Annotated in this window: 26 protein-coding genes and 1 pseudogene; 13 read left to right on the forward strand and 14 right to left on the reverse strand. The window is 51.6% G+C overall.

From position 1 onward, the window contains the following. A pseudogene (locus HMPREF3164_RS02595) lies at window positions 1–1021 on the reverse strand (hypothetical protein); the annotation flags it as partial. Window positions 1022–1531: 510 nt separating this feature from the next. Then, window positions 1532–2023, reverse strand: coding sequence for a Type 1 glutamine amidotransferase-like domain-containing protein (locus tag HMPREF3164_RS10800; RefSeq protein WP_083297321.1), 492 nt, complete (start codon window positions 2021–2023; stop codon window positions 1532–1534). Window positions 2024–2132: 109 nt separating this feature from the next. Here HMPREF3164_RS10800 and HMPREF3164_RS02600 point away from each other — a divergent pair, with 109 nt between their 5' ends. Further along, on the forward strand, window positions 2133–2804 hold the full coding sequence (locus tag HMPREF3164_RS02600) for a hypothetical protein (protein WP_246822572.1): 672 nt from the start codon (window positions 2133–2135) through the stop codon (window positions 2802–2804). A 114-nt stretch (window positions 2805–2918) separates the two neighbouring features. Here HMPREF3164_RS02600 and HMPREF3164_RS02605 read toward each other — a convergent pair whose 3' ends face one another. Beyond that, the gene (locus HMPREF3164_RS02605) at window positions 2919–3383 is read right to left on the reverse strand and encodes an OsmC family protein (RefSeq protein WP_070448694.1); all 465 of its coding nucleotides are present in this window, start codon (window positions 3381–3383) and stop codon (window positions 2919–2921) included. Between the two features lie 171 nt (window positions 3384–3554). Here HMPREF3164_RS02605 and HMPREF3164_RS02610 point away from each other — a divergent pair, with 171 nt between their 5' ends. From HMPREF3164_RS02610 to HMPREF3164_RS02620, 3 genes are read left to right on the forward strand one after another with little or no spacing between them, the layout of a single operon-like run. Continuing rightward, the gene (locus tag HMPREF3164_RS02610) at window positions 3555–4430 is read left to right on the forward strand and encodes an AzlC family ABC transporter permease (RefSeq protein WP_070448697.1); all 876 of its coding nucleotides are present in this window, start codon (window positions 3555–3557) and stop codon (window positions 4428–4430) included. Further along, window positions 4423–4761: a branched-chain amino acid transporter permease gene (locus HMPREF3164_RS02615; protein WP_070448698.1), complete on the forward strand. Its 339-nt coding sequence runs from the start codon at window positions 4423–4425 to the stop codon at window positions 4759–4761. Before HMPREF3164_RS02610 ends, HMPREF3164_RS02615 begins: the two co-directional genes overlap by 8 nt. A 9-nt stretch (window positions 4762–4770) precedes the next feature. Further along, on the forward strand, window positions 4771–5721 hold the full coding sequence (locus tag HMPREF3164_RS02620; protein WP_070448700.1) for an AzlC family ABC transporter permease: 951 nt from the start codon (window positions 4771–4773) through the stop codon (window positions 5719–5721). Window positions 5722–5799: 78 nt separating this feature from the next. On the opposite strand, the gene tpx is transcribed toward HMPREF3164_RS02620, so the two are convergent. Beyond that, window positions 5800–6300 (reverse strand): thiol peroxidase, encoded by a 501-nt coding sequence (gene tpx / locus HMPREF3164_RS02625; RefSeq protein ID WP_070448737.1) that lies wholly within the window; start codon window positions 6298–6300, stop codon window positions 5800–5802. Between the two features lie 568 nt (window positions 6301–6868). Here tpx and HMPREF3164_RS11135 point away from each other — a divergent pair. The 4 genes from HMPREF3164_RS11135 to HMPREF3164_RS02645 all read left to right on the forward strand — a co-directional run bounded on the left by HMPREF3164_RS11135 (window position 6869) and on the right by HMPREF3164_RS02645 (window position 9920). Then, complete coding sequence (locus tag HMPREF3164_RS11135; protein WP_168160742.1) at window positions 6869–7207, forward strand: LppP/LprE family lipoprotein; 339 nt, start codon at window positions 6869–6871, stop codon at window positions 7205–7207. Window positions 7208–7243: 36 nt separating this feature from the next. Continuing rightward, window positions 7244–7897 (forward strand): LppP/LprE family lipoprotein, encoded by a 654-nt coding sequence (locus tag HMPREF3164_RS02635; protein WP_070448701.1) that lies wholly within the window; start codon window positions 7244–7246, stop codon window positions 7895–7897. A 461-nt stretch (window positions 7898–8358) separates the two neighbouring features. Further along, window positions 8359–8766, forward strand: a complete 408-nt coding sequence (locus HMPREF3164_RS02640; protein ID WP_070448702.1) for a DoxX family protein — start codon at window positions 8359–8361, stop codon at window positions 8764–8766. 407 nt (window positions 8767–9173) lie between these two features. After that, entirely contained in the window at window positions 9174–9920 is a 747-nt protein-coding gene (locus tag HMPREF3164_RS02645) for a class I SAM-dependent methyltransferase (protein ID WP_141744097.1), read from the forward strand. 144 nt (window positions 9921–10064) lie between these two features. Here the strand turns inward: HMPREF3164_RS02645 and HMPREF3164_RS02650 are convergent, their stop codons facing one another. From HMPREF3164_RS02650 to HMPREF3164_RS02665, 4 genes are all read right to left on the reverse strand, one after another. Next, on the reverse strand, window positions 10065–10676 hold the full coding sequence (locus tag HMPREF3164_RS02650; protein WP_070448703.1) for a Type 1 glutamine amidotransferase-like domain-containing protein: 612 nt from the start codon (window positions 10674–10676) through the stop codon (window positions 10065–10067). A gap of 151 nt (window positions 10677–10827) precedes the next feature. After that, window positions 10828–12054, reverse strand: a complete 1227-nt coding sequence (locus tag HMPREF3164_RS02655; RefSeq protein ID WP_246822573.1) for a histidine kinase — start codon at window positions 12052–12054, stop codon at window positions 10828–10830. A 284-nt stretch (window positions 12055–12338) separates the two neighbouring features. Next, window positions 12339–13091 (reverse strand): protein argonaute-2, encoded by a 753-nt coding sequence (locus HMPREF3164_RS02660; RefSeq protein WP_070448705.1) that lies wholly within the window; start codon window positions 13089–13091, stop codon window positions 12339–12341. A gap of 752 nt (window positions 13092–13843) precedes the next feature. Then, window positions 13844–14500 (reverse strand): TetR/AcrR family transcriptional regulator, encoded by a 657-nt coding sequence (locus tag HMPREF3164_RS02665; RefSeq protein WP_070448706.1) that lies wholly within the window; start codon window positions 14498–14500, stop codon window positions 13844–13846. A gap of 93 nt (window positions 14501–14593) precedes the next feature. Here HMPREF3164_RS02665 and HMPREF3164_RS02670 point away from each other — a divergent pair, with 93 nt between their 5' ends. Together HMPREF3164_RS02670 and HMPREF3164_RS02675 are read left to right on the forward strand one after the other, a co-directional pair. Continuing rightward, complete coding sequence (locus tag HMPREF3164_RS02670) at window positions 14594–14953, forward strand: nuclear transport factor 2 family protein (RefSeq protein ID WP_070448707.1); 360 nt, start codon at window positions 14594–14596, stop codon at window positions 14951–14953. A 135-nt stretch (window positions 14954–15088) separates the two neighbouring features. After that, on the forward strand, window positions 15089–15871 hold the full coding sequence (locus HMPREF3164_RS02675) for an SDR family NAD(P)-dependent oxidoreductase (protein ID WP_070448708.1): 783 nt from the start codon (window positions 15089–15091) through the stop codon (window positions 15869–15871). Between the two features lie 122 nt (window positions 15872–15993). Here HMPREF3164_RS02675 and HMPREF3164_RS02680 read toward each other — a convergent pair whose 3' ends face one another. Next, a complete protein-coding gene (locus HMPREF3164_RS02680; RefSeq protein ID WP_070448739.1) occupies window positions 15994–16626 on the reverse strand; it encodes a DJ-1/PfpI family protein in 633 nt (210 codons plus the stop codon). Between the two features lie 275 nt (window positions 16627–16901). Here HMPREF3164_RS02680 and HMPREF3164_RS02685 point away from each other — a divergent pair, with 275 nt between their 5' ends. The 3 genes from HMPREF3164_RS02685 (at window position 16902) to HMPREF3164_RS02700 (ending at window position 20000) form a co-directional block, all read left to right on the forward strand. Beyond that, the gene (locus HMPREF3164_RS02685) at window positions 16902–17885 is read left to right on the forward strand and encodes an NADP-dependent oxidoreductase (protein WP_246822574.1); all 984 of its coding nucleotides are present in this window, start codon (window positions 16902–16904) and stop codon (window positions 17883–17885) included. Window positions 17886–18550: 665 nt separating this feature from the next. Continuing rightward, window positions 18551–19366, forward strand: a complete 816-nt coding sequence (locus tag HMPREF3164_RS02695) for a class I SAM-dependent methyltransferase (RefSeq protein WP_070448711.1) — start codon at window positions 18551–18553, stop codon at window positions 19364–19366. A gap of 376 nt (window positions 19367–19742) precedes the next feature. Next, window positions 19743–20000 (forward strand): GlsB/YeaQ/YmgE family stress response membrane protein, encoded by a 258-nt coding sequence (locus HMPREF3164_RS02700; protein WP_037231102.1) that lies wholly within the window; start codon window positions 19743–19745, stop codon window positions 19998–20000. Window positions 20001–20107: 107 nt separating this feature from the next. Here HMPREF3164_RS02700 and HMPREF3164_RS02705 read toward each other — a convergent pair whose 3' ends face one another. The 5 genes from HMPREF3164_RS02705 to HMPREF3164_RS02725 all read right to left on the reverse strand — a co-directional run bounded on the left by HMPREF3164_RS02705 (window position 20108) and on the right by HMPREF3164_RS02725 (window position 22877). Beyond that, window positions 20108–20299, reverse strand: a complete 192-nt coding sequence (locus HMPREF3164_RS02705; RefSeq protein WP_070448740.1) for a type II toxin-antitoxin system VapB family antitoxin — start codon at window positions 20297–20299, stop codon at window positions 20108–20110. 67 nt (window positions 20300–20366) lie between these two features. Beyond that, window positions 20367–21101: a class I SAM-dependent methyltransferase gene (locus HMPREF3164_RS02710; protein WP_070448712.1), complete on the reverse strand. Its 735-nt coding sequence runs from the start codon at window positions 21099–21101 to the stop codon at window positions 20367–20369. Continuing rightward, on the reverse strand, window positions 21098–21559 hold the full coding sequence (locus HMPREF3164_RS02715) for a DUF2867 domain-containing protein (RefSeq protein WP_070448713.1): 462 nt from the start codon (window positions 21557–21559) through the stop codon (window positions 21098–21100). The genes HMPREF3164_RS02710 and HMPREF3164_RS02715 overlap by 4 nt, the downstream gene beginning before the upstream one ends. A gap of 131 nt (window positions 21560–21690) precedes the next feature. Next, window positions 21691–21918, reverse strand: a complete 228-nt coding sequence (locus HMPREF3164_RS02720) for a YdeI/OmpD-associated family protein (RefSeq protein WP_013397528.1) — start codon at window positions 21916–21918, stop codon at window positions 21691–21693. A gap of 227 nt (window positions 21919–22145) precedes the next feature. After that, window positions 22146–22877: a 1,4-beta-cellobiosidase gene (locus HMPREF3164_RS02725; protein ID WP_070448714.1), complete on the reverse strand. Its 732-nt coding sequence runs from the start codon at window positions 22875–22877 to the stop codon at window positions 22146–22148. Window positions 22878–22912: the final 35 nt, after the last annotated feature.

Genomic DNA, 22912 nt, shown 5'->3' on the forward strand with positions numbered 1-22912 from the left:
CGGGGTTACCGGGGGTCACGTTACCGCCGTTACCACCAATACCATTACCGCCATTGCCGCCCTGACCGGGGTTACCGGGGGTCACGTTGCCACCGTTACCGCCAATGCCGTCGCCGCCATTGCCACCGTTGTTACCACCGGGGGTACCAGGCTGACCGGGGTTACCGGGGGTCACGTTACCGCCGTTACCGCCAATACCATTACCGCCATTGCCACCGTTGTTACCACCGGGGGTACCAGGCTGACCGGGAGTACCGGGCTGACCATTGTCACCAGTCTGACCCTGACCGCCCTGACCGGGGGTACCAGGCTGACCAGGAGTGCCGGGCTGACCGGGCTGACCATTGTCACCAGTCTGACCCTGACCAGGCTGTCCGGTCTGACCCTGACCGCCCTGACCGGGAGTACCGGGCTGACCAGTCTGGCCCTGACCGCCCTGACCAGGCTGTCCGGTCTGACCCTGACCGCCCTGACCGGGGGTGCCAGGCTGAGCAGGAGTACCGGGCTGACCATTGTCACCGGTCTGGCCCTGACCGCCCTGACCAGGCTGTCCGGTCTGGCCCTGACCGCCCTGACCGGGAGTACCAGGCTGACCAGTCTGACCCTGACCGGGGGTACCGGGCTGATCGCTGTCGTGATCACCAGGTGTATCGGGAGTGTCAGGTGTATCGGGAGTGTCAGGGTGATCACTGTCGTGATCACCAGGCTGACCGGTCTGGCCCTGACCGCCCTGACCAGGCTGACCATTGTCACCAGTCTGACCGTTGCCACCGCCGGGAGTGCTGGTCTGACCGTTATCACCAGGGGTGCCAGGCTGACCGGTCTGACCCTGACCGCCCTGACCAGGCTGTCCCGGCTGACCGGGCTGGCAGTCACATGCAGGAGAGGTGGGAACCTGATCCGGCACGTTAGCAAACGTAGCAGGCATTGCCACGAAGGATGCACCCAACAAGGATGCGGCGGTGCCGGTCGTAACCAGCGCCTTCTTAATTCCGGGAGATTTCCGCTGATGAGAAGTCATATGTAAACCTCTTTTATGTCGGCTTCGTGTGCACGGAAACTTTCAACTACCGCAGGAGTAAACCCTCAAGGGTAGCCTAGACTAAGTATCCAATTCCCAGGCTACAGGGGCTCCACTAGGCATACAAGCATGTTTATAACATTTAAGTGAACATCACTCAGCTTGCACCCTTTTTTGTCTACAATAAACATTTCAAAAATCCTGCATATCCAGGGACCTCTTAAGGACTTTTACCCCCTCATACATCCCCTGCAATTCCAGGGATTGAAGAGAATAAGATCCTTCATGTAGCACCCACTAGAAGCACACTTAAGATTCCCAGGTAAAATCTGCACCTGAGGTTAAAAATAAAGTTTTAATAACACGTGTCGAATCCGGTTACATAGTGGCACACCCTACACAACTCCCGCTTTTCGCTTGATATATCAAGTATTTTCACTATCAAAATGCATTCTCAAAATTTACATATCAAGAGCTTCGTTGCGCAGTCGAAACCTGCTGGTAAACGTACTACAACTCCACAGCACATATACCTTTTGCCGTCTGATTATATAAACCAGCATTGCTCACACTTCGATAGACTACATCTACTACCTCGTTGCAGTATCGAACTGCCGCCCCATCGTCTAAAGCTACTCCTGGCGGTAAAGTACCGCTTTGTAGTGTCTGCAAAAAACTTCTGGGACGACCAGGTTCAGTATTGAAATGAGGGCAGAAGCTGCCAGGCAGTATGCCCAAACCGTCATTGAGCGCCTCTAAACCACCAAACGAATCGGTCAGACATGACTCGAACCAGCAAGCTGCACCTGCACTTATCCCCGATAGAACCGCTCCCTCGACATATGCTTTGCGAAGCACACGGTCAAGTCCATGCAATCTCCACACAGCTAAGAGGTTCGCAGTGTTACCGCCTCCGATATAGATGATGTCTTGACGGTATATAAACTCTTCAAGGTTCAACTCTGTGCGGCGAATGAGCTCAAGATACGCAAGAGTACAGATAACGCCACAAAATTTTCAGGGAACTACTGATATTATCGGCGTAGTTCGCCTGAGTTTAGCCAACTAGATCACAGTTACTACATCACATAATAAGGAATAGGGAGAAAACATGAGCAGAACTACCATGATCATTATTATCACTGTTGCCATTGCCATCCTCTACCTCACCTACGATGCGGTGCGCAGATCGCGAGAGAAGAAGCTCCCCTACGTATTTAAGAGGAAGTATCACCAGTTTGAAGGATGGCTGAATGTGACAGCGCTAGGTTTAACAATAGATGCCTTAATCATTCCGTGGGATATGGCATGGACCGGAACATGGAATACCATTCTTTTCGGCGGTACAGCACTACTTAGCGCGAATTTCCTCTACGCATACGAAATGGAGTACTTTAGTATTCACTCAGACGGTACTATTAAATACCATACTCGAACAGGAAAAATTATTACAACACATTTTAATTGTATTAATAAATATAGTTATTCTCCTTGGGGTAAAAATTTCCGTGGAGGTGAAGATATTTCGTTTCCTGATATTTTCCACCTCAGAACCAGAGACAATAAAACAGCAGCCAAGTTTTCAATAAAAGCTACCAAAGAATACTCCATAGCCGCGCATGTTATCTTCCGACAGGAGAAGGGTCGGTGGGCACACATCCACAGTTCAGAAGACCAGGCTCAGATTGAAGAAATACTTCACGACAAAAAAGCCATTATCCAATATCTGACCGAAAACCCTCAAGGCACCGACCTTGCTGATGATTCTGCGCACTATATGTAATATGTTTCCGCATCAAAGCCCCCTGCGATAAATGCCGAGCAGATAACTTTTAATAATCTGCTCGGCAAAAATATATGTTTAAATTCAAGGCCAATACGATAATCCAGCAAAGCCCTACTCAGCATTCACGTTATGAAACTCAACCTTCGTCGAATGCTCTACCGTACGAGAGACCGTGCAGTCCTTCTCAGCGCTCAAACGAATTAACCGATCCACCATCTTAGCGGCCTGCGTGCCCGCCTCGGTTTCAGGGAACTGCACATCAAAATCGACCTCAACATCATCAAGACGTACCGCACCGTCCTCATGCTTCTTCAGTGCGGAAGCAAGTACCTCGAATACCTGTGGGATTTCACGGCGGGTGGTGACCGCATCCACATCGACCGAGGAGCATCCGGCGATCGCCGCTAATAAGAGCTCCACCGGAGTTAGAAGCCCATCACCCACCCCGAAGTCCAGGGTTGCCCCATTCGCACCATGTGCCCGGTACCGCAGGCGATCAACCCGTTCTACACGAACTTCGCGGTAGTCCTCAGACTCGCGGCGTACTATTGTTTTCTCAGCAGGCGCTTTATTCATCAGCAATACTCCTTAACACGGTGAAACTGTCGCTTGTACATTGAGCATAACGCAGGCACCACATCTTTATTCCTCCCCTGATATTCCGTACAGCAAAACGAAGTACATAAAACTTCCCTAAAATTGGATAGGATAATTGAAGACTCATTTTCACTCTTGCTGAGAGGCACCATGAAAGATACCGCGAAGGAAACAAGCGACGCAGAACATTACGCCGCGATCGGTCATAACCCCACCGAGAGCGGCTTCAAACAGGCTTTACGGGCATCCAGCGTGGTGCTTGCAAGTTTCGTGGTGTTGGGGTTAGGTTTGGGCGTTATTATTAGTGCTCACCATTTACCGTGGTGGCTTGCGCCCGCAATATCCCTCATCGTTTACGCCGGTTCCGTCGAGTTCCTGGTGGTAGAAATGATCGCAACCGGAGCCAGTGTAGGTGCTATCGGCTTCACAACTCTGCTCGTGAACTCCCGCCACCTGGTGTACGGTATTTCCTTCCCACTGCAGAATGTGAAGGGTTTCTGGGCGAAGCTCTACACCATATACACGCTCTGCGACGAATCCTACGCGCTCAACACCGGCCCCGACCGGAATACGCTCTCTCACGCACGTATTCTATGGGTGAGTACATTCCTGCACATCAGCTGGGTGGCAGGAACAACCGCCGGGTTCTTTATTGGTGCATCGTTTCTGAGCCACCTTGAGGGTATGGATTTCGCCATGACGGCGCTGTTTACGATCCTCGCGATTGATGCTTACCGCGCTCAACGGGATAATGTCACGGCTCTTCTCACGCTGATCTCCGGCACAATAGGCATTATCCTGGCCCCCGGTTCCATGCTTCTGGTGTCGATGGGAACCTACACTGCCCTGCTGATAATACGGTTCTTCATCGCAAAATCGCGGGGAACACTACCGGAAGGCCAGATACCCGCCCCGGAGAATAACACAGCACTAACGGCTGCAGAAGGCGGCACATCAGACCAGGCGAAAACCTTAGGCACCACGTTCACTCATCACGACAACTCGCAGGAGAACCCCCATGATTAACGGTCACATTGATAACGGTTATATCATCAGCGCCGTTCTGGTGGCGGCTGCTGTAACCTTTGTTCTGCGGGTACTCCCCTTTGGCCTCAAGAAAGCCCTTGCGGGTTCTGAAATTCTGGATGCGCTCAGCCACTGGATCCCCCTCGGAGCCGTAGCACTTCTGGCGATCTATGCGATAAGCCGTATTGACTTTTCATCCACGCACACCGCAGTTCCCTATCTTGCCGGATTTGTGGTGACGGCGCTCGTGCACCTGTGGAAGAAGAATATGGTGTACAGCATGATCGCCGGTACCGCCACCTGCGTTATTCTCATCAACTGGGTTTTCTAGGGGCATACTATGTTTGAAAGATCTTCACGCCCCAACCGCCACCTTGGGGAGGCGCCGCAACAAACCAGCAACGAACAGCTTCTCGATATTATCGCCTCCGCAGGTCTGGCAACCAGCAGCATCCCGGTGGTGCAGGAACGAGAACAGGCTTTACGTACAGGCGGCACCTCTAGTCTTGAACTCCGCCGCACTGGCGAGAGCGGATTTCGTGAGGCAATGCGCGTTGCATCCCTTGTGATGCTGGGTCTATTCTTCGTGGGAATTGGGCTCGGTGTTGTGATACACAGCTTGGGTTTTCCTTGGTGGCTTGCGCCCCTGCTTCCGGGAGTTTTATTCGCCGGGTCTGTAGAGTTCGTATTGCTGACGATGATGACAGCGGGTGCCTCGCTGGTATCTGTTGCGGTGATGACGCTACTCATCAATTCACGGCACCTCATGTATGGGCTGTCCTACCCTATCGAGCGTGTGCACGGCTCTCTCGCTAAGTTTTACACCGTCTATACGCTCATCGACGAGGCTTTTGCCCTCAACAGTGGACCGGAACGGCATACTCTAAGAGGGTCACGCATTCTGTGGATTCATGCGGGAATGCATGTGAGCGTTATCCTCAGTTCCACACTCGGGTTCTTCTTGGGGTCGAGTTTTCTGGCGCATCTTGAGGGGTTCGACTTCGTAATGACTGCGCTCTTTACGGTACTTGCCCTTGATGCCTACCGCGCTAACCCCGATAGACTCACGGTGCTTTTCTCGGTGATCGCGGCGGCAGTGGCGTTGATTATTGCCCCGGGGTCGATGCTCCTGGTGGCGATGGCTGTGTATATGGCGCTTCTGGTGGGGCGTTATGCGGCAGCAAAGAAACGCGGTTCTCTGCCTCAACATATGCTGGTCGCCGACGAGCTTACACGCCATCGCGCGGAACACGATCGCGTAGAAGAGACTCCACACGAACCAGCGCAATAGTTTCAGACGGCAGAACAAAAAGCAGGCACCACGGCACGGAAACCGAGCATGGCGCCTGCCTGATAGGCTCAACTGCGTTTACTTAAGAGCTGCGAGCGCTGCCTCGTAATTGGGCTCGTTGGTGATTTCGGGAACGAGCTCGGTGTACACTACCTCGCCGGCGGGGTTCACGACTACGACGGCGCGAGCAAGGAGCCCTTCGAGAGGTCCGTCGGTCATTGTCACGCCGAAGTCCCGTCCGAAGGATGAGCGGAATGCGGAGGTGGTAATAACGTTCTCAATCCCCTCAGCAGCGCAGAAGCGGCCAATGGCGAACGGAAGGTCGTTCGAGACGCACAGCACCACAGTATTGTCTAGTGCGGCAGCATCCTTATTGAAGGTGCGTACGGAGGTTGCGCACACACTGGTATCGACGGAGGGGAAGATATTCAGAATAATGTTCTTGCCCGCGAACTGGGAGCCGGTGACCTCAGCGAGATCGGCATCAAGTACGGAGAATGCGGGGAGCTTAGAACCGACGGCGGGAAGGTTGCCGCTAGTGTGAACTGCAAGGTTATTTTGAAAAGTAATTTCAGCCATTTCCTCATTGTCGCGCATTCTCTGCCCCTGCGCAAGGGGAACTGTCGCGTAAGAGCCGGGCGGCGCGGTCTCGTCGTACATTCATGCTGTTGCGAAGAGATACAGGAAATTGACAGACGCCGGGCTACTATACATGACGGATATCGTGGCATTCTGGCAAATAACGTCGTAAGTTTAAAGGTGGAACCTTAACATTGTCTTTTACGGCGGCTGATGTTTTTAGGTATCAGATACTTACGGCCTACTCTCACGGTTGAGAATTTGCAGACGGTATCTAATGTTTACAACCTCACATGTATAAGGTAAGGACTATAACGCAATGTATCCGGCAAACACGAAGCTTTCCTCTCTGAAATCCCGTCTCAGAATTATAGTTTTTGGTGCTCTTCTGACGCTGTTATTTACCTCGTGCGGCGCTCCTTTCGGAGCCGAGCAGAGTTCGTCCACCCCCTCGCAGCAGTGCGGAACATTGACAGATCAGCAGGCTCTCGAAAAATATGGGCAGGAGATACCACCCTACACATGGGACGGAGACACAAGCGAAGGCTCTCCTTGGGACACATCTAAAGTGCCCGAAAATATTCCTACCAAAAACCCCGAGCTAAATACCTACGATCCGTGTGCGGAATTCTCGTGGATTACCATGGATCTCAAAAATGGAACGGGTAGTTCTCCAGCACATTTACTGTTTTTCAGCCACGGTGAGTTCATCGGGGTTGCAGAACAAAAGCCTTTTGGAAAGTTTGTGCCTCACCGGCTATCGCCCACGAGCGTCGAGGTTCGTTATGTATACCCCAAAGCTGATGAATGCAACGCTTGTGCAACGGGGCGGGCTATTAGCGTGTATACTTTCGACCCGCAAACCCGGCAGGTCTCCCGCACCGGCGAGTTGCCGCCAGTAAACTAGGAGTAACAACACGCACCGATACGAAAAGAGTTTTTCATGTCTAGATTTCCTGTAAAACCGCTAGTTTTCTGCGCTGGCGCGGCGCTTCTGCTTTCTTCCTGCGGTAACCCGTTTGGCGCATCCACCGATTCGGGCAGCAGTTCGCAGGCGGCACGCAGTTCCAGCTCATCTAGTTCTTCATCCGCTTCAACCAGCGTATCAGCCAGCCCAACTCACTCTCCCACAGCAAGCGCTACCAGTTCTTCAGCCTCTCCAAGTCCGAGCGTATCTGTAGTAACGGTAACCGCCAACCCACAGCCGGAGGCAAGTACCGTTACGGTAACCGCATCGTCAAACTCTAATTCGGGGTCTTCATCCTCAAGCGGGCGTTCGGCATTGGAATCTAATGCGAGTAAACTTCGCGGTCATCATTCGTGGTCCCTGAGTTCGGCGGATACTTCGACTTTCGATTCGAGTGCGGAGCTCTCGTGGATTACGGTCGGGTCTTCCGATGGTGCGTCACATATTATGCTGTTCCATCACGGAGACTACTTGGGAACCGGCACGCTCAACCCGATTCAGGGTTCCCCTTCGGTCTCACGGAATTCTGCGAACCAGATTTCGGCCTCTGTGGGGTCTTCCCAAGCGACGTTCACCTGGGATTCCGCTCAGGAAAAGATTGTTATGAACGGAGATTTGCCGACCGGATAGTTCCTGATAAACGTGTGTAAGCAAGCGGTGAGCCCCGCATCCAACCTTCTGGATGCGGGGCTCACGCAAATCTGCTGTGTATTCAGTTCATGTGGGCTTTATGTACCCCATCAAAACTGCTGACTCTAGCTTAGGCTGCGAACTTCTTCTTGTACACGAAAAATGCTGCTGCGCCGACGAGAGCAAGTACAATGAGCTTCTTCATAAGAGAGGATTCCTTTCATGGGATCAGTGATTGGGTGCCCTCACGGGCCTTTCCGTGATGTCTTAGCACCGGTTCACTCATTCTACCCTGTTCTGATATAGATTCGCTATCGTTACACGACGTGTAAGGCTCATGCTGTGCGGTAGAAATGTGAATTTACTCAGTTTTAGAGGTGCGGAACCACGCATGTGCGATGCCCTAGAGAATCCATAAAAATCATCCGGCGGTAGTAGTGCGGATGTGCAAAACTAGAATTATGAGCTTGAAGAAAAACGTATCTGATGATTCCCGCTCCGGCGGTAAGAAACATATAGCGCCCGTGGTAACAGCCGGTTTTCTAGGGGTCACGGGTGTTCTGCATTTCGCGAAACCCGAACATTACGACGCAATCGTGCCTCGTGCTCTGCCGGGCTCCGCACGGTTCTACACCTATGCTTCGGGGGCTGCTGAGCTTGGTATCGCAGGGCTGCTGACCGTCCCAACAACCCGCCGGGCGGGTGCCCTCGCGGCTATCGCCCTGTACACTGCGGTGTTCCCGGCGAATGTGCAAATGGCGTGGGATTGGCGGCATGAGTCAGCGTTTAAGCGTGTTGTGGCGTTCGGTCGTTTGCCTCTGCAGATTCCACTGATTCATAGCGCCTGGAAAATCTATAGGAAATCGTAAGACGAAAGGTATCCATGACCGGCTCGGAGTCTAATCGCGCCCATGAGGCAGCGCGATAAAGGTTTAGACGTATTACCGCTTGTGCACTATAGCTCTGGGAGGATTGTAGGGTGGTACCTTTTGTTATTGCCGGGGCACTCATGGCGTTGGCGTTTGGCGCGCATGTTTTTATCGGAACCCGCGAGACGCTGTCTTTGCGTCCGGCTAGTGCCTTCTAGTTTCTTCCTCTGTGCCGCCTTCATGGTGTGGGGCTCGCTTGCCCTTTAGCAGCAACGCGCATCCAGAGAACAAAAATCAATATTTTGGATGAAGACCGTCAAGGACGATATATCTACAATTGTGCTTACGAGGTCATGTTTTTAACAGCAGACATCGTCCTTGATTATCACCAATCCGAAAGCTATATCATGTCAACCACGCTACTCGATAAGCTCAAGCCCGAATTCCACACCAACCCTCCCGCCGAAGAGAATGGCATTCTGCTGTGCCTGGATGAAGCGCAGGTTCAGGGCGATAACGCCAAATACATGAAATTCTACAACCGCTTAGCCTCCGTCTACGACCTAGGCGAACGGTGGTTTGGGCGTCTCGCTTACGGCAATGAAGTCGCACAGATGCGCCAGCAGTTCATGAAAGAACTAGAGTGGTTTCCCGGCTGCTCGGCGCTGTACGTTTCAATCGGCACAGGCACCGACCTACGGTACCTGCCCGACGATATTGAGGTGAGTGCAATCGACTGGACGGGTGCCGATATTTCGCTCGGGATGCTCAAGAAATGCCAGAAAATCTGGGGTGGGCGCGCGAACCTGAACCTGGTGAACTGTGCCGCCGAGGACCTGCCCTTCATCGATCAGAGCTTTGACGTGGTGCTGCACGTGGGCGGCATTAACTTCTTTAGCGATAAAAAACGCGCGATCAAAGAAATGATTCGGGTGGCCAAACCCGGCACGAAAATTATGATCGCAGACGAAACTTCCGACTACATCGATTCGCAGTACAAGAAGAACGTCCTCACCCGTAAAGCCTACAAGAACGCCACCTTCGATCTCTCAGAGATTGAGGCGCTGATACCCGAAGAAATGGAGGATACAAACACCAGCTTGCTCTGGAATGATCAGTTCTACTGCATCACGTTCAGGGTTCCGCAAGACTAAGAAAGACCAGAATTACGATCATAAACTGGTAAGCGGGTGAAGCGGGAGCAGTTTCTTCATTCGGGAGCGGTTAAAATGCTCCCGAAGTCTGCCGTGTTCAAGGTGAACACGCTATGCGGTGGGTTTCTGCCCGATGGAGAAAACCTAGACGATAAAGCGAACGCCGCCCTCAACCCGAATCGCACGGCTATTGTTGATAGGCACAAGGTCTAGCTTATCCGAATATTCGCTTTTCATACGGCGTACCGCCTGTATAAAAGGTTCTTCTTCCTCGTGCACCGCTGGGTAAAAATCAACAATTCCCAACGCCTTAAAATTGAACATTCCCAGAGCAGCGTCAGAGTCGTCCATAACTCGTGCATACTCAATATCAGGCGAAGCGACCATAGCTCCAGCCGACTCCCCCACGTACATCATGCCGTGGCGCACCTTTTCGACAATGAAATTGATGAGGTCTTTGGATTTGAGCTGCTGCAGCAAATAGAACGTATTGCCGCCCGAAATATAGAGAACTTCAGCTTGTTCGATGCGCAACTTCGCGGTTTCTGAATCAACTTCTGCAATGTCGAGAATATCGGGGGTTAGCCCTAAATTTTTGAAAACGTTCAGGGCATCCTGAACGTAGAAAGTTGTGTTTTCAACCGTGCTGGCGGTAGGAATAAACACCACCTGCTGTTGTGATGGGTTGCCGCGCAAGAAATTTTTGAAGGCGGGTTCTACACCGGCGAAGTAAGAACAGAGGAAGGCGCGCATCATCTATCTCCTGGCGAAGGCATCTACACTGGGGTTTTATAAAATCGTACCGGTCGATTTACCCATGCAACACCCCTAGAAGGAAATTTTAGGTTTATGTAGCACCTTATCTTCTTCTAGGGGTGTCAGCACAGAGATTTTCTCTTAATAAAGCCTAGTTCGTGGTCGGAACCAGGGTCTTGAGGGTAATATCGCTTGCGACTCCGCCATCCGCGTATTCAAGGTATGCGCGTACCACGTATTTCTTTCCTGCCTGCAGCTTATTACCGGGAATAGTCAGGTCGCCCTCGAAGTCGCCGTTCGGTTTCGGGGTAACAGTCGTATTCACGATCTCATCGCTGCTGGGATCATCAAGCTCAACATTGTATTCGGTGAAAATCAACCGAACCTTGGAGCCGTTCTGAGCCGCTGCTGCAGGGTTAAACCCGCCGCCAGCAACCTTCAGGTGATTCTCAGCGGCACTGCGGCTAAGGGGTGCACCGTTAATGATGCCTACAACCTCATCATCCGTATCGCCATAAAAATCCTTGGTCACAGCCCTTACCCAGTCGTCGCTGCTGGATTCAATAAGCACCCGATAGTGCTTACCTTCCTGAATCTTGGATCCAGGAATCTGAATCTGAGTAGTAAAGTTACCGTTCTTCACCTCTGCCGAGACGTCTTTGGTGGCAAGAGTTTCGTTAACCTGTCCGTTCTCATCCAGACCCTCAACTTTTATCTTGACCTGCTTCACGTCATCAAAATGGGTTCCGGTCAGGGTCAAGACATTGGTGTTCAGGTGGCTGCTGAGCTTATCTGACTTCGAGGAGTTGGTGGTCAGGGTTACGGAAGACTGCAGGTCCTTGCTGTCAACCTGCTGTACAGGCAGATCTTGTTTAGCCTCTATTGTGCGGTTACCGTGCCCGGGGTAGCTCATAATGTAGAGAACATAGTGTTTCTGGGGATCGAAATCGCCTTTAACCTTGGCAGTGCCACGGAAATGACCGTCTTCCGTCACAACAAGGCCTCCGCCGTCTTGAACTAAGTTCTCGCCAGTGAAGTCGCCGTCTGCATCAACCTCGTAAACCTCTGCACCTAAACCGTCAAAAGACTTGTTGAGGTCAATCCCCTCACCAGTAATCGTAAGGTTGTTCTGCCCTGTCAGAGGGTTCAGCGGGCCGCCCTCAACGGAAGTTACTTTAGCCCCTGTATTAATATTTGTGTTGTTCCCATTGGTGTTATTAGCGCCAGTATTTTGGCCACCCGGAAGCGTAGAGATAGCCTGCTGAGTCTGCGCACCAGCGTTCCCTTCAGTGGCGAAGGAAGGAACGGACGGCACCACGGATGCACCTAGGAGGGCAAGCGCACTCACGCCGGTCAGGATAAAACGGGTATTGGACATTTTGTACTCCATTCATCGGTTAGTGGAATACTGTTAAATGTAATACATGGTTGAGTTTAGGTCTAGCATTTTTAGCATTATTTCTTGATATTTATTTTTATGACAACATGAATGTTTCGATGGAAAATATATACATAAACTAATGTGTCAACACGACTCAAAGGGTCTTCAACAGCATGCATATCACTAAAACATGCCCCCGAAGACCCTTGAGCCGAAAATATATTTTATTTTCAGAAATCTAATACACTAAACAAAATGCAAAAGATAATACGGCGTATTAATTACCGTGCTGCCGACAGAGGAACAACCGGAATGTAGGTACGGTTCCAAACCACGATGGGGTAGTACGCATAACTCGTCGTCATAGCATCCTGATCGAACGCATCAATGTAGACTCGGTACTGGTGGTTCGGGTTAATCTTAGTGCCATCAACACTCACGTACATCCCGAAGCTCCCGTCCGAACCAAGGCTAGACCCTCCACCGTTGCTAACGTCATCATTAACGATGTTCCCGAACTCATCAAGTTCCTGAACACGCGGCTCGTATTGTACACGGTGGGTATTATCGATCCCCGTAGTCTCTACAGACAGAACGTTATCAGTATTCTGCGGGTCAATGAATCCATCGACAGAGGTAATCGCAATAAAACCGGAGTTCTGATTCGCGGGTGCGGAGGGCTGGCTCTGACGGCTCTGATTATTCTGTGATGCAGAATTCGAGTTTGAGCTGCTCTGGGATGCGGGTGCACCCTGTTGTTGACCCTGAGCCTGCTGACCCTGAGCATCAGCATTGGCGCCCTGCTGCTGGCCCTGACCGTTAGCATTGGCGCCCTGCTGCTGGCCCTGATCCTGACCGTTCTGTGCTGCAGAATTTGGCTGGCCCTGAGTGGACCCAGAACGAGCCTCATCCTGAGGACTTGCAGGCGCTGCGTTTGCCTGCACGAGCGGAAGAACCGTCACACCCGCAAGGGTGAAAATAGCAGCACCGGTCATAGCCGAACGAGAATAGCGAAAAGCCATCATAAACTCCATTCATCGGTGACATGAACAATTCAACCCTAAACATAATTGAGGACCGAGACACAAGAGATATCGAGGAATCATCACAATAATTATTCTGAGAACGAAATTTTTTACATTGATATAGAAATATTCGAATTTATTTAGCCAAGGTTTTATAAAAAATTTCTCCATTAAGTTTTTACAGAAAAATATAGCTCCGCCTCTCGTTTTTGACACAGGCGAAGCGTATATTGAATTGTAGGGATGTATCAGAATTATTATGAGCGCACCTTATCCATTAGATATTTTGACGTAGCTCACCGAATTTTGTACGCACACTGGCAAACAGGTTCCCCGGTTCTCCCCTGATGTTCGATTACATCGAGTGTTTCTACTCGAAGCACACCATGAGCGTGACAAGGTGGAGGCCCACAAAAACATACCGTACGCCGCCCACGTCGTGGGGCGTTGAGTGCTGCGAGCTCCAGACCCCCTAATTCTCACGTTGGCTAGATGAGACCGTTCTAGTGCACAATAGCGTCTACCGGCTCCCCACGGTATTGCGGGGTGATCCATACCTTTTGTTGAGGAGTATATGTCGTTTCTCACCGACTTTTTTCCCAGTGGGTATCTGCCTGGTGGACTACCGAAACGCGGCTAAACTCTGCGTATTTTTACCCTTCGCTCTTATGACCCAAGGCGGGCAATAATGCAATATTTCACGAGCTAGGTTAGATACTTTCTACCGAATAAGGTCTTGTATCCATCTCACTGATTGCATGTCATATAGAGGGTTCGTGAGTTCCAATTCCAGTGAACAAAGTGTGCATAATCAAAGTGGTCAGGCGGTCTAGCTCGGCATCGTCTACAACCGCCTCCAGTCTGGCTAAATCATCCGGCCCGGTAGGCATTGGCGGGGCTTTAGCCCCCATACCGGGGCCGGTGATACCAGCTACCGCCTCGTCAGTCATGGCACGGAACATACGCTGCGCCCAGATAAGGTCTACATCTGCAGAGATATAGCCCTCACGCTGTGCACGCTCAAAAACCTTACCCAAACGCCCTAAAAGAGTGCGCTGTTTTGTAATCACGGCGGGATCATCGTCACTCAGATGCGCCATCGCATACAACCAGATCGCCTTCACCCGCATCACGTTAACGGTCAGGCGATGCAGCGCCACCATTACAGGAGCGGTCTCGGGACTTGCTGACTCAAATGCTTCATAAAATTCTCTAACGGCAATATTACTCAGCTCCGCGAGAAGAGCCTCGCGGCTGGCGAATCTGCGATGAATAGTTGTTCGAGTGACTCCTGCAACCGTAGCCACCTGCTCTAGCGAGGCGGTTGGGTCTCGGCGCAATACTTGTTCGGCGGCGTGAAGCACGATATTGACCGTGCGCCGCGCATCAGCTCGCAATGGCTTAGATGAATCAATCACGTAGTTATTACCCTAATAAATAGAACATGTCTGTTACAGTTAAATGCGTGGGTTATACCCGCATGTCATATATTCTATTCGCGAGAGGGTCAAATGACTACTAAGCAGACCGTCCTGAATTACTATTCGGCAATTCACGCCGAAAATTGGCAAGACTACATTTCCGATAAATTATCCTACGGATTCAACAGTGCAGAACAAAATCTTGGCAAACAAGATTATCTGCAGGGTGCCGGAAATTTTTTTAATTCCACCACTAATGTTGAGCTTGCACATCTTGTGGTTGAAGGTGATAAAGCGGCGGTTATTGCGCGCTACACTGCAAATTCCCCCGCAGGAGCCACCCAGATTTTTGAGGTTCCGGAATTTCTCACAGTGCGAGACGGCAAAATTGTTGCCTCCAGCATTTATCTTGACGGCGCCGCCTTTATGGCCTTTATAAAAGGCGAGTAAAGCTCTCTAGCCGCTTTCATTCAACTTCAGCAAATTCCTAAATGCCCGCAGCACATTCGCTGCTCTCGCCTGAGATAGCAGGTTTTATGCGGGAATTACTCTTTATCACTCATTCCCTCCCCCAAGGAGATCATCATGAATACCAATTCTGCTCTTTCCGGCAAGAATGCCGTTATTACCGGCGGCAGCGACGGTATCGGCTACGGTATTGCCGAAGAATTTGCCCGCCAAGGTGCTAACCTATTCCTCATTGCTCGCACCCCCACAAAACTTGCAGAAGCCAGCGCACGCTTGAGCGAATACCCCGTGACCGTGCACACCTTCGCAGCAGATTTAACGGATATTTCTGAGGTAAACCGCGCCGCCGAGCACGCCCTTGATATTTTGGGAAGTATTGATGTGCTGGTCAATAATGCCGGTATTGCACGGTTTATTCCCTTTGAGCAAACCGACGAGAACGCTTTTGACGAGCATTTTAATCTCAACGTCAAAGCCCCGTATTTCTTGGCACAAAAGTTATTGCCTGAACTCGCTAAAAATTCTGGCAATATTGTTAACATTTCGTCATATTTTTCGAAGCGGATGCTTCCGGGGCGGCCTTCGACTGTCTATTCCATGACAAAGGGCGCGTTAAATCTTTTCACACAGTCATTAGCGTTTGAGGCGGGTTCCGCCGGGGTACGCGTGAATGCGATTGCGCCGGGAATGGTCGAAACTCCACAATTGCTGCGCAATGTTTCTGCGATGCCGCCTGAAGCGCAGGAGCACATGAAGCAAAATGCCTCGGCGTTGATTCCGTTGGGGCGCATCGGGAATGTTGATGATATTGGGCGTGCCGCCGCGTTTTTGGCATCGGATGCGGCCGAATGGGTGACCGGCGCGGTATTGAGCGTGGATGGTGGTGTTACGACGCACTAGGCTTGCTGCCCTGTTCTCCCCTCCCCTCTCCCTAGTGTTGTAAAAAAGGCTCTTCATACGAATCAAGCGGATTTTCTAACGCTTTATTCGTATAAAGGGTCTTTTTATGCGCTGGGAGGAAGCTACGCTGATTCGAACTCAGCAGAATGTGCAAATGGGTCAGTGTCCGGGTCATTTTGCCACAGATATTCGCAGCGGGACGCGATCTCTTGAGCCGTTTCCAAACCCCACCGGTCGGCGATAAAACCTAGAGTCATATCCATACCCGCCGAAACTCCCGAGGATGTATAAAACTTCTCTGTGCTCACCCAACGCGCCTTCTGCTGCCACCTCACCTGTGGGCGCGTCCCACGCACCCACTCGAAGGCACGTTTGTTAGTAGTAGCAGGCTTCCCGTCAAGAACACCTGTGGCAGCAAGAAGTGCCGCTCCGGTGCAGACCGTCAGGCAGGTTTGGCTTTGCTGTACCAATTTCGCAAGGTTTTGCAGGAATAGGTCGTTCATGACGAGAGAGCGCGTACCTATACCTCCTGGAATCAGAAGAATGCTCCCCGGAGGAAGACTCTCAACAATTTCTGTCTTGAGGGTAAAGCCCTGGGCGGAACGTACCAATGAACCACCGTTTTCGGATGCGCCCGCCACCGAGATATACCGCATACGCACATCAGGCACACGATGCAAAAATTCGATAGGTCCCATAGCGTCGAGAGTCTCATAACCGTCGAAGAAAAGACAGTACACAGATGTAGTCGTCATAGCACCCATGCTAAAAAGGGTCGTTATGTGAATCAAGCACGATTCTTCAACGTTTTATTCACATCAAGGGTTTTTATTATGCGCTCAGGCATGTGCTGCAGGTTTGTACGCCTGGAAATATACCCGGGTGCCCGTCGTAAAACCGTCATTTATCACGGTTTGGCACGCATACAGGTTAGAGTTAAACACAGAGGCATTATTTTGGGTGCCGTCGCCCATTACACAGCTGCGGTTCTCATGTCGAATGCCGTGCATCCTACACCGATGCTTCCGCAATGACCGATAAGAAAGAGATAAATATGTCGCTACCAACCACAATGCGCGCCGTACAATACGACAAATTTGGTGGGTCTGATCTGCTCACGATCAACGAGGTTCCCGTGCCATCTCCCCGCCCCGGCCAGGTGTTGGTACGCGTGCAGGCCTTCAGTGTGAATCGCATTGACGTGATCGTGCGCGAAGGCGAAATGCGGCTTTTTACGGGCAAACGCTTCCCCAAAGGTACCGGTGTGGATGCGCTCGGCGAGGTTGTCAGCGTGGGCACCGGCGTTATGGACTACAAAGTTGGCGATATTGTGTGGGGGTTCAACGGCTCCATTTCGATGGCGCCCACCGGTACGGCGGCCGAATACGTGCTATTCCGTGAGAACCGGATTCACCATGCGCCGCGCATCCAGAACCAGATTGATGCGGCGGCACTGCCGCTCGTGAGCCTTGCCGCCCTGCAGGTGCTCCGCAAGAACCTGAAACTCCAGGCCGGTCAGCGTCTGCTGGTAGTGGGTGCCAGCGGTGGTGTAGGGCATGCCGCACTGCAGATCGGGCAGATTTTGGGGGCTCAGGTGGCGACCGTTTCTGCCGAAGAAAATATAGCTCTGTGCCGCGAGCTAGGTTCGATTGAGGCATACGACCATGAGGCTCTGCCAGACCCCGAAAAGGTTGAGAAATTCGATGCGATCCTGGACTGCGGAGGCGTTGTGACCGCGTTTTACCGCAACTACTTGAAGCCGGGCGGGCGCATGATGACGGTCTCACCTGACGGTCTTCCGGCGGTGCTGACCTCGCTGTTCACGAACCGTCGCGTGGGTTTCCTGCTGGCGACCAAGGCATCGTCCGAGGCCATGAAGTGGATTACCAATGCCGTTGAGCGCGGTCAGCTGCGCCCAGTCATTGAGAAGAAATACTCGCTTGAGGAGCTTGGCGCCGCGCAAGATCGTGTAGCCGAGAAACATACACGCGGCAAACTCGTAGTGGTTATGTAACTCTTGAGTTATTCATACGGGCGAGGTTTTGGCGTATGGCTACAAAGAGGTGGCTATGCGCTCAAAGCCTCGCCTTTATGCGTGCCCGTGACGATGCGGCACGCATGTTTGCGACGCTGGGAGTAGGCTAAAGGTATGAGAATTGGTATGCGTAAACCCAGTGTGAAACGAATGATTAAGGCCCGCACCACCGGCCGGGCAAAACGCGCCGTAAAAAGAGCTGTGATTCCTGGTTATGGCAGGCGCGGTATGGGGGTTGTGAAAAACCCGAAGCGAGCCGTAAAAGGGGCTATCTACCGCCGCACGACCTTCAGCGTGTGGGATTTGTTTAGGTAATGGAAGAGTTCTTCTCTTGCGGTAACGCTCAATCCGGGAGCATTTTCTTCATTCGGGAGCAGTTAAAGTGCTCCCGAATGAAGAAAATGCTCCCGATTTGTCATGTTGTGGTTGTAACGCCGGAATAAGAGCCTGAATATGCACCAGTATGTGCCTCACACGGTTCTTCTTTACATGTCTAGAGCCGCCCCTCGCCCATGTAGCACTCACTCCTCAATCTTGCACCGCCGCATAAAAACCTTTGGAAAAGACCCTAAAAATAAAGGTTCTCGCGCGGTATACTAAGGATAAGCTAACCTCCTCGTCAAAGCTGAAAGGGGCCTTTTCCTATGCTGAAAATCGAAGATGCCATCAGCGAGACCTTACTTATCCCCCTGTACATGAAGCACCTCGCCTCGCAACAGCCCGACCCAATCATCAAAGACGAGGCAGCGGGGCGCATCGTTTCGCAGTTAGACTACAATTTCTCTAAATTTGATAACGTCATTCACACCGTTGTCGGCACCGCGATTCGCTCAGATTACTTTGACCGGCTCGCGGCCGATTTCATCAAGCGCCAACCTAACCCGGTGATCGTTAATGTTGGATGCGGTCTAGACAGCCGCCGGGAACGCATCGGCGAAATCGCGCAGAACGTGCCGTTTTACAGCCTAGATTTACCCGATGTGATGACTTTGCGTATAAAGTTGCTGCCCCCGCAAGGCAGTGAAGTTTTCCTGGGAACCTCAGCCTTCGACGCGGGTTGGATGGACGAGCTGAACGATCTGCAGCCGAATGCCCAATTTCTGTTCGTGATTGAAGGCATGATGATGTACTTTGACCGTTACACGGTACGCGCTTTGTTCCGCGATCTTGCGCAGCGTTTTCACGGCAGTGAGATCGCGTTCGACGTCATAAACTCGTGGATGGTTTCGCATTCTGATCAGCACGAAGCACTTAAGCACTCCCGCGCGCGATTCGTTTTTGGATGCGACGACGATCATGAACCCGAGCGTTGGGCTCATAACCTTCGCTTGGTGAGCGCTAAACGGCTGATGACAGACTTTCCGGCGTGGAAGAAGAGCGGGGCACTGTCTGCCATGATAGCGCGGCGTTTACCATTCCTGAAGGAATCCTTCCGTATGCTCCACTACCGGATAGACTAACCCTGCGTATTTCAAGCGTTATCAGATTATTCTTCCTGCACAAGCAGGATCCGGCGATTTACCCGCCGGGGCACTATTTCAAGCGCAGCAGGAAATAAACCGCATTCCGAAAATGGGTGAGGTAACAAGCCAGAACCCGTTGCCTTTTAGCGCGTCTTACCCCAGCTGCTCTTTTCTGCTCCTGGGGTTATAGCTTCGCAGGCTCCGCATAGTGTACAGTCCGGGTTGGAACCGCATACACGTATATTTTACCCATCAAGTAATTTGTACTGTACAATTGAGGGTTCATATGCGATAACCACACATTATCGCTCGTGTGCAAAGTCTATGGAACTCTGCGCAGTATATGACTCATCCAAACCGCAAGGAGGTATCTATGGGTCAGCTTATTGGGATGATTATTGCGGGTGCTATTATTGGCGCCCTTGCCCGCCTGTTCATGAAGGGTCAGCAGAATATTTCTATTCTTTGGACCATCATCTTGGGTGCTGTCGGCGCATTTGTCGGAGGCTGGGTAGCTGGTCTGCTTGGCGTTGCTGAAACCGCCGGTATCGACTGGATCCGCTGGATTCTTTCGATTATCGCCGCGATGGTCGCTATCTCCATCTACTTGAGCGTCACACACAAGAAGTAGCTTCTTCCACATTCTGCAAAAGCGGATCCTCGAACATTCTGTTTCGAGGATCCGCTTTTTATTGTGCGTTACGGGTGCTTTTTGTTAGAAACCGCCCTTATATGCACTCATATATCTTGGTGCCGTGGAGCTGCTTGGGCTTGAGGTTCGGAACCTCCTAATGTAGCAAGCAGGCGTCCGTTTTCAACACGTACCAGAGTTTCCAAGGCAGCACGCACTAGAGAAGAATGTTCTTCAATACCGGTGAGCATAGCCGCTTTAGCAACAATCTCTTCATCCAAAGTCACAGTTGTACGCATAATACCCTCCGCATCAGTAAACAGCATACCCTTGATGTAGATAATGATGCTGCTTTATTTTGCATATCTACCTCGTTGGCACCACAGCCTCAAAAACCATAATCGGTTGAGTGCCATCAAAAGGGGTGCGGCACCAGTCACCCCATACGGCGTGTATTTCAAATCCTGCATTCTGCAGCTGGTAGCCTAATGTCTTTTTATCTCGAAAAGTTAGGATACTTTCTTGGACCGCAGTCTCTCCAGAGTCCATGAAGTGATAGTTAGTGCGGTACAGAACCTGCCCATTATTATCAGGTGCAACCGCTTCTGACCATTCAGATATCAGTCCGTGCCGTGTGGAGCGAGTCGTAGTAGACGTAGTCCAATTTTCCCAGGCTCGACATGCTGGATTACGGCTCTCGAACGCGAGCATTCCACCTGAGTGCATTATACGATGTAGGTCATTCAAGGTCTTTTCCCACTGTGGGCTAGGGATGTGTTGCGCCACATTACCACTCATCACTACCAAATCGAAGCCATGGTCGGGAACATTTCGGCTATCCCCCAGAATCCACCGGATTTTGGAAGCGCCAGGGCGACTGCGTGCGTACTCTAACATTGATGCTGACGGGTCTACACCGATAACAGCACGCCCCGATTGAGCTAAAGTTACGGTAAGTATGCCGGTACCGCATCCTAGGTCAAGGATTCTTTGGGCATTAAACCGATGAGCTAGAGAACGGTAATAATCATGGTCCGCCCCATCGGGGTTGTCTTCATCATAGAAATCAACCATACGAGGGTCATAATCTTTTGCACTCATGGTTTTATATCGACTTGACGCAGCATGTAAGGTACTAGAGCCTTGTGAAAAGGCCAGATACATGTCAAGTACACCTTCCCCACAGCCGATTGAGGCTGGGCGTGTGTTTCAATCCCGCCACGCGCAGACCTGCTGCCCTCCTCAGCAGCGGCAACCACGAATTTTGAGGAGAACTCTATATGCTTATCCTTATGGCCACCAATGACATGCTCATCAGTGACCTCAGTAAAAGTAAAGGGGCCCGCTGATGAACCAACCGTAACTTCCAATTGTTTGGATTTCGATGAGGGCTGTACTGTAAACCCTATTTTCTGTACAACACGGTTACGAACCCGCATTATCGTACGAACCCACGGAGGGGTTGCAGATAAAAAACGGTAGGTAAATTCCTGTGCATCCCAACTAGTGGGTATCTGCACATAGTGACCATCAGAAAAATTCATATTGTTAAATCGCATGTTCAAGGCTCCTGGTACGCTCAGCAAAACTGCCTAACACAGGATAAATCGCGTTCCATATCCTGGCAGAGTGCAGAATACAGATCAGGGTGCGTTTTCAGCATGACTGCTCGTGGCGGTGCATCTTGAACCTATTTACGTGAGGCCTTATGTTCCTTGCCCATATAGATACCGCCCTGTGCCAGCTCGGTGAGCATTTGTTCGAGGCGCTCGATACGCATCGCCGGTGTCTTGGCGCGGTTGATCCAACCAATATAGTCGTTGCGCTGATACGCTGGTCGAGCCTTATAGTCGGTGCGTAACCCCGCGTTTTTCAGGGCCGCCGCAATATCTTTCGGCATAGTGTGTTGCTCGCGCATAAAGCCTCCTGAGGTGGGTGTTTATCGTGTACCTGTACTCCACGCTACCTGTAGCACGGTGGCAGGTTCAAGATTTCAGGTAAGCGCGAACTATACCGGGCAGTATTTTCCGCGGGTCACGATGCTCCTGAGGGTAGCTCTTGATAGCCTTCACCTCATAGACGCAGAGAGGCGCGCATCCTGCGATGGTTGAGGATGCGCGCCTAACCGTTTCTTTCAAAGGGGTATCAGCGCTTTGCCGGCTGAACTGCTCCCTTAGGGGTTACCGCATTCGAACCATTGGGCATCACGGGGGTTTCAGGCGTTCCACTTGGGGTCTCATGAGACGCTTCACCGTTCATCCTGACCTCGTAGGTACCGTTAGGTTGCACCTGTGAGTTCTTATTGGAGCCATTGGGCAGACCGTTTTCATTTGTAATCCAGGATCCATCGGCACCCACCCAATCGGTGTTTCCGGTGGCTGGATTGCTCCGATCCCACGACCCATCGGGATACACCCTCACGATCTCACCGTCGGGTTCGGTTGCAGTCCAGGATCCGTCTTCAGCAACCTGCACATACCCTTCAGAACCGGGATTTTGGTTCGCTGTCTTTCCGGGGGCGCCCTGTTGTTGAGCTCCGCCGCCAGCGACACCGCCGTTAGCTCCAGCACCCTGGTCTGCCTGGGTGCCGCCTCCATTAGCGCCGGTACCACCGTCACCCTGCACTGCACCATTACCGGAATTCTGTTCCGCACCTGCGCCACCGTTAGCGCCTGAACCGGAATTTCCAGATGTTCCACCGCCGTTATTCACAGCGTTGGAGCTTCCTGTGGAACTAGAAGCACGAGATGAACTTGATGAAGAAGAAGCCGAGGACGAACTTGAAGAATCATTCGCACTATTTGAGCCGCATGCACTCAAAGCTAAGATGCCAGCAACAGCCAGAGATACGCATGCGGTAGCCTTCTTGGTAGTCATGATTCGCATCCTTTCTCCTGATAAATATCAGCTGG

Origin of the sequence: Rothia sp. HMSC08A08 (genome assembly GCF_001808385.1) — a bacterium.
In the GTDB taxonomy this organism is placed as follows: Bacteria; Actinomycetota; Actinomycetes; order Actinomycetales; family Micrococcaceae; genus Rothia; species Rothia dentocariosa.

Bases quoted from the DNA above. Each gene is read 5' to 3' on its own strand.
- HMPREF3164_RS02600 (WP_246822572.1), top strand. From the start codon at position 2,133: ATGAGCAGAACTACCATGATCATTATTATCACTGTTGCCATTGCCATC.
- HMPREF3164_RS02605 (WP_070448694.1), bottom strand. From the start codon at position 3,383: ATGAATAAAGCGCCTGCTGAGAAAACAATAGTACGCCGCGAGTCTGAG.
- HMPREF3164_RS02610 (WP_070448697.1), top strand. From the start codon at position 3,555: ATGAAAGATACCGCGAAGGAAACAAGCGACGCAGAACATTACGCCGCG.
- HMPREF3164_RS02615 (WP_070448698.1), top strand. From the start codon at position 4,423: ATGATTAACGGTCACATTGATAACGGTTATATCATCAGCGCCGTTCTG.
- HMPREF3164_RS02620 (WP_070448700.1), top strand. From the start codon at position 4,771: ATGTTTGAAAGATCTTCACGCCCCAACCGCCACCTTGGGGAGGCGCCG.
- tpx (WP_070448737.1), bottom strand. From the start codon at position 6,300: ATGGCTGAAATTACTTTTCAAAATAACCTTGCAGTTCACACTAGCGGC.
- HMPREF3164_RS02635 (WP_070448701.1), top strand. From the start codon at position 7,244: ATGTCTAGATTTCCTGTAAAACCGCTAGTTTTCTGCGCTGGCGCGGCG.
- HMPREF3164_RS02640 (WP_070448702.1), top strand. From the start codon at position 8,359: ATGAGCTTGAAGAAAAACGTATCTGATGATTCCCGCTCCGGCGGTAAG.
- HMPREF3164_RS02645 (WP_141744097.1), top strand. From the start codon at position 9,174: ATGTCAACCACGCTACTCGATAAGCTCAAGCCCGAATTCCACACCAAC.
- HMPREF3164_RS02650 (WP_070448703.1), bottom strand. From the start codon at position 10,676: ATGATGCGCGCCTTCCTCTGTTCTTACTTCGCCGGTGTAGAACCCGCC.
- HMPREF3164_RS02655 (WP_246822573.1), bottom strand. From the start codon at position 12,054: ATGTCCAATACCCGTTTTATCCTGACCGGCGTGAGTGCGCTTGCCCTC.
- HMPREF3164_RS02660 (WP_070448705.1), bottom strand. From the start codon at position 13,091: ATGGAGTTTATGATGGCTTTTCGCTATTCTCGTTCGGCTATGACCGGT.
- HMPREF3164_RS02670 (WP_070448707.1), top strand. From the start codon at position 14,594: ATGACTACTAAGCAGACCGTCCTGAATTACTATTCGGCAATTCACGCC.
- HMPREF3164_RS02675 (WP_070448708.1), top strand. From the start codon at position 15,089: ATGAATACCAATTCTGCTCTTTCCGGCAAGAATGCCGTTATTACCGGC.
- HMPREF3164_RS02680 (WP_070448739.1), bottom strand. From the start codon at position 16,626: ATGACGACTACATCTGTGTACTGTCTTTTCTTCGACGGTTATGAGACT.
- HMPREF3164_RS02685 (WP_246822574.1), top strand. From the start codon at position 16,902: ATGACCGATAAGAAAGAGATAAATATGTCGCTACCAACCACAATGCGC.
- HMPREF3164_RS02695 (WP_070448711.1), top strand. From the start codon at position 18,551: ATGCTGAAAATCGAAGATGCCATCAGCGAGACCTTACTTATCCCCCTG.
- HMPREF3164_RS02700 (WP_037231102.1), top strand. From the start codon at position 19,743: ATGGGTCAGCTTATTGGGATGATTATTGCGGGTGCTATTATTGGCGCC.
- HMPREF3164_RS02705 (WP_070448740.1), bottom strand. From the start codon at position 20,299: ATGCGTACAACTGTGACTTTGGATGAAGAGATTGTTGCTAAAGCGGCT.
- HMPREF3164_RS02710 (WP_070448712.1), bottom strand. From the start codon at position 21,101: ATGAGTGCAAAAGATTATGACCCTCGTATGGTTGATTTCTATGATGAA.
- HMPREF3164_RS02715 (WP_070448713.1), bottom strand. From the start codon at position 21,559: ATGCGATTTAACAATATGAATTTTTCTGATGGTCACTATGTGCAGATA.
- HMPREF3164_RS02720 (WP_013397528.1), bottom strand. From the start codon at position 21,918: ATGCGCGAGCAACACACTATGCCGAAAGATATTGCGGCGGCCCTGAAA.
- HMPREF3164_RS02725 (WP_070448714.1), bottom strand. From the start codon at position 22,877: ATGACTACCAAGAAGGCTACCGCATGCGTATCTCTGGCTGTTGCTGGC.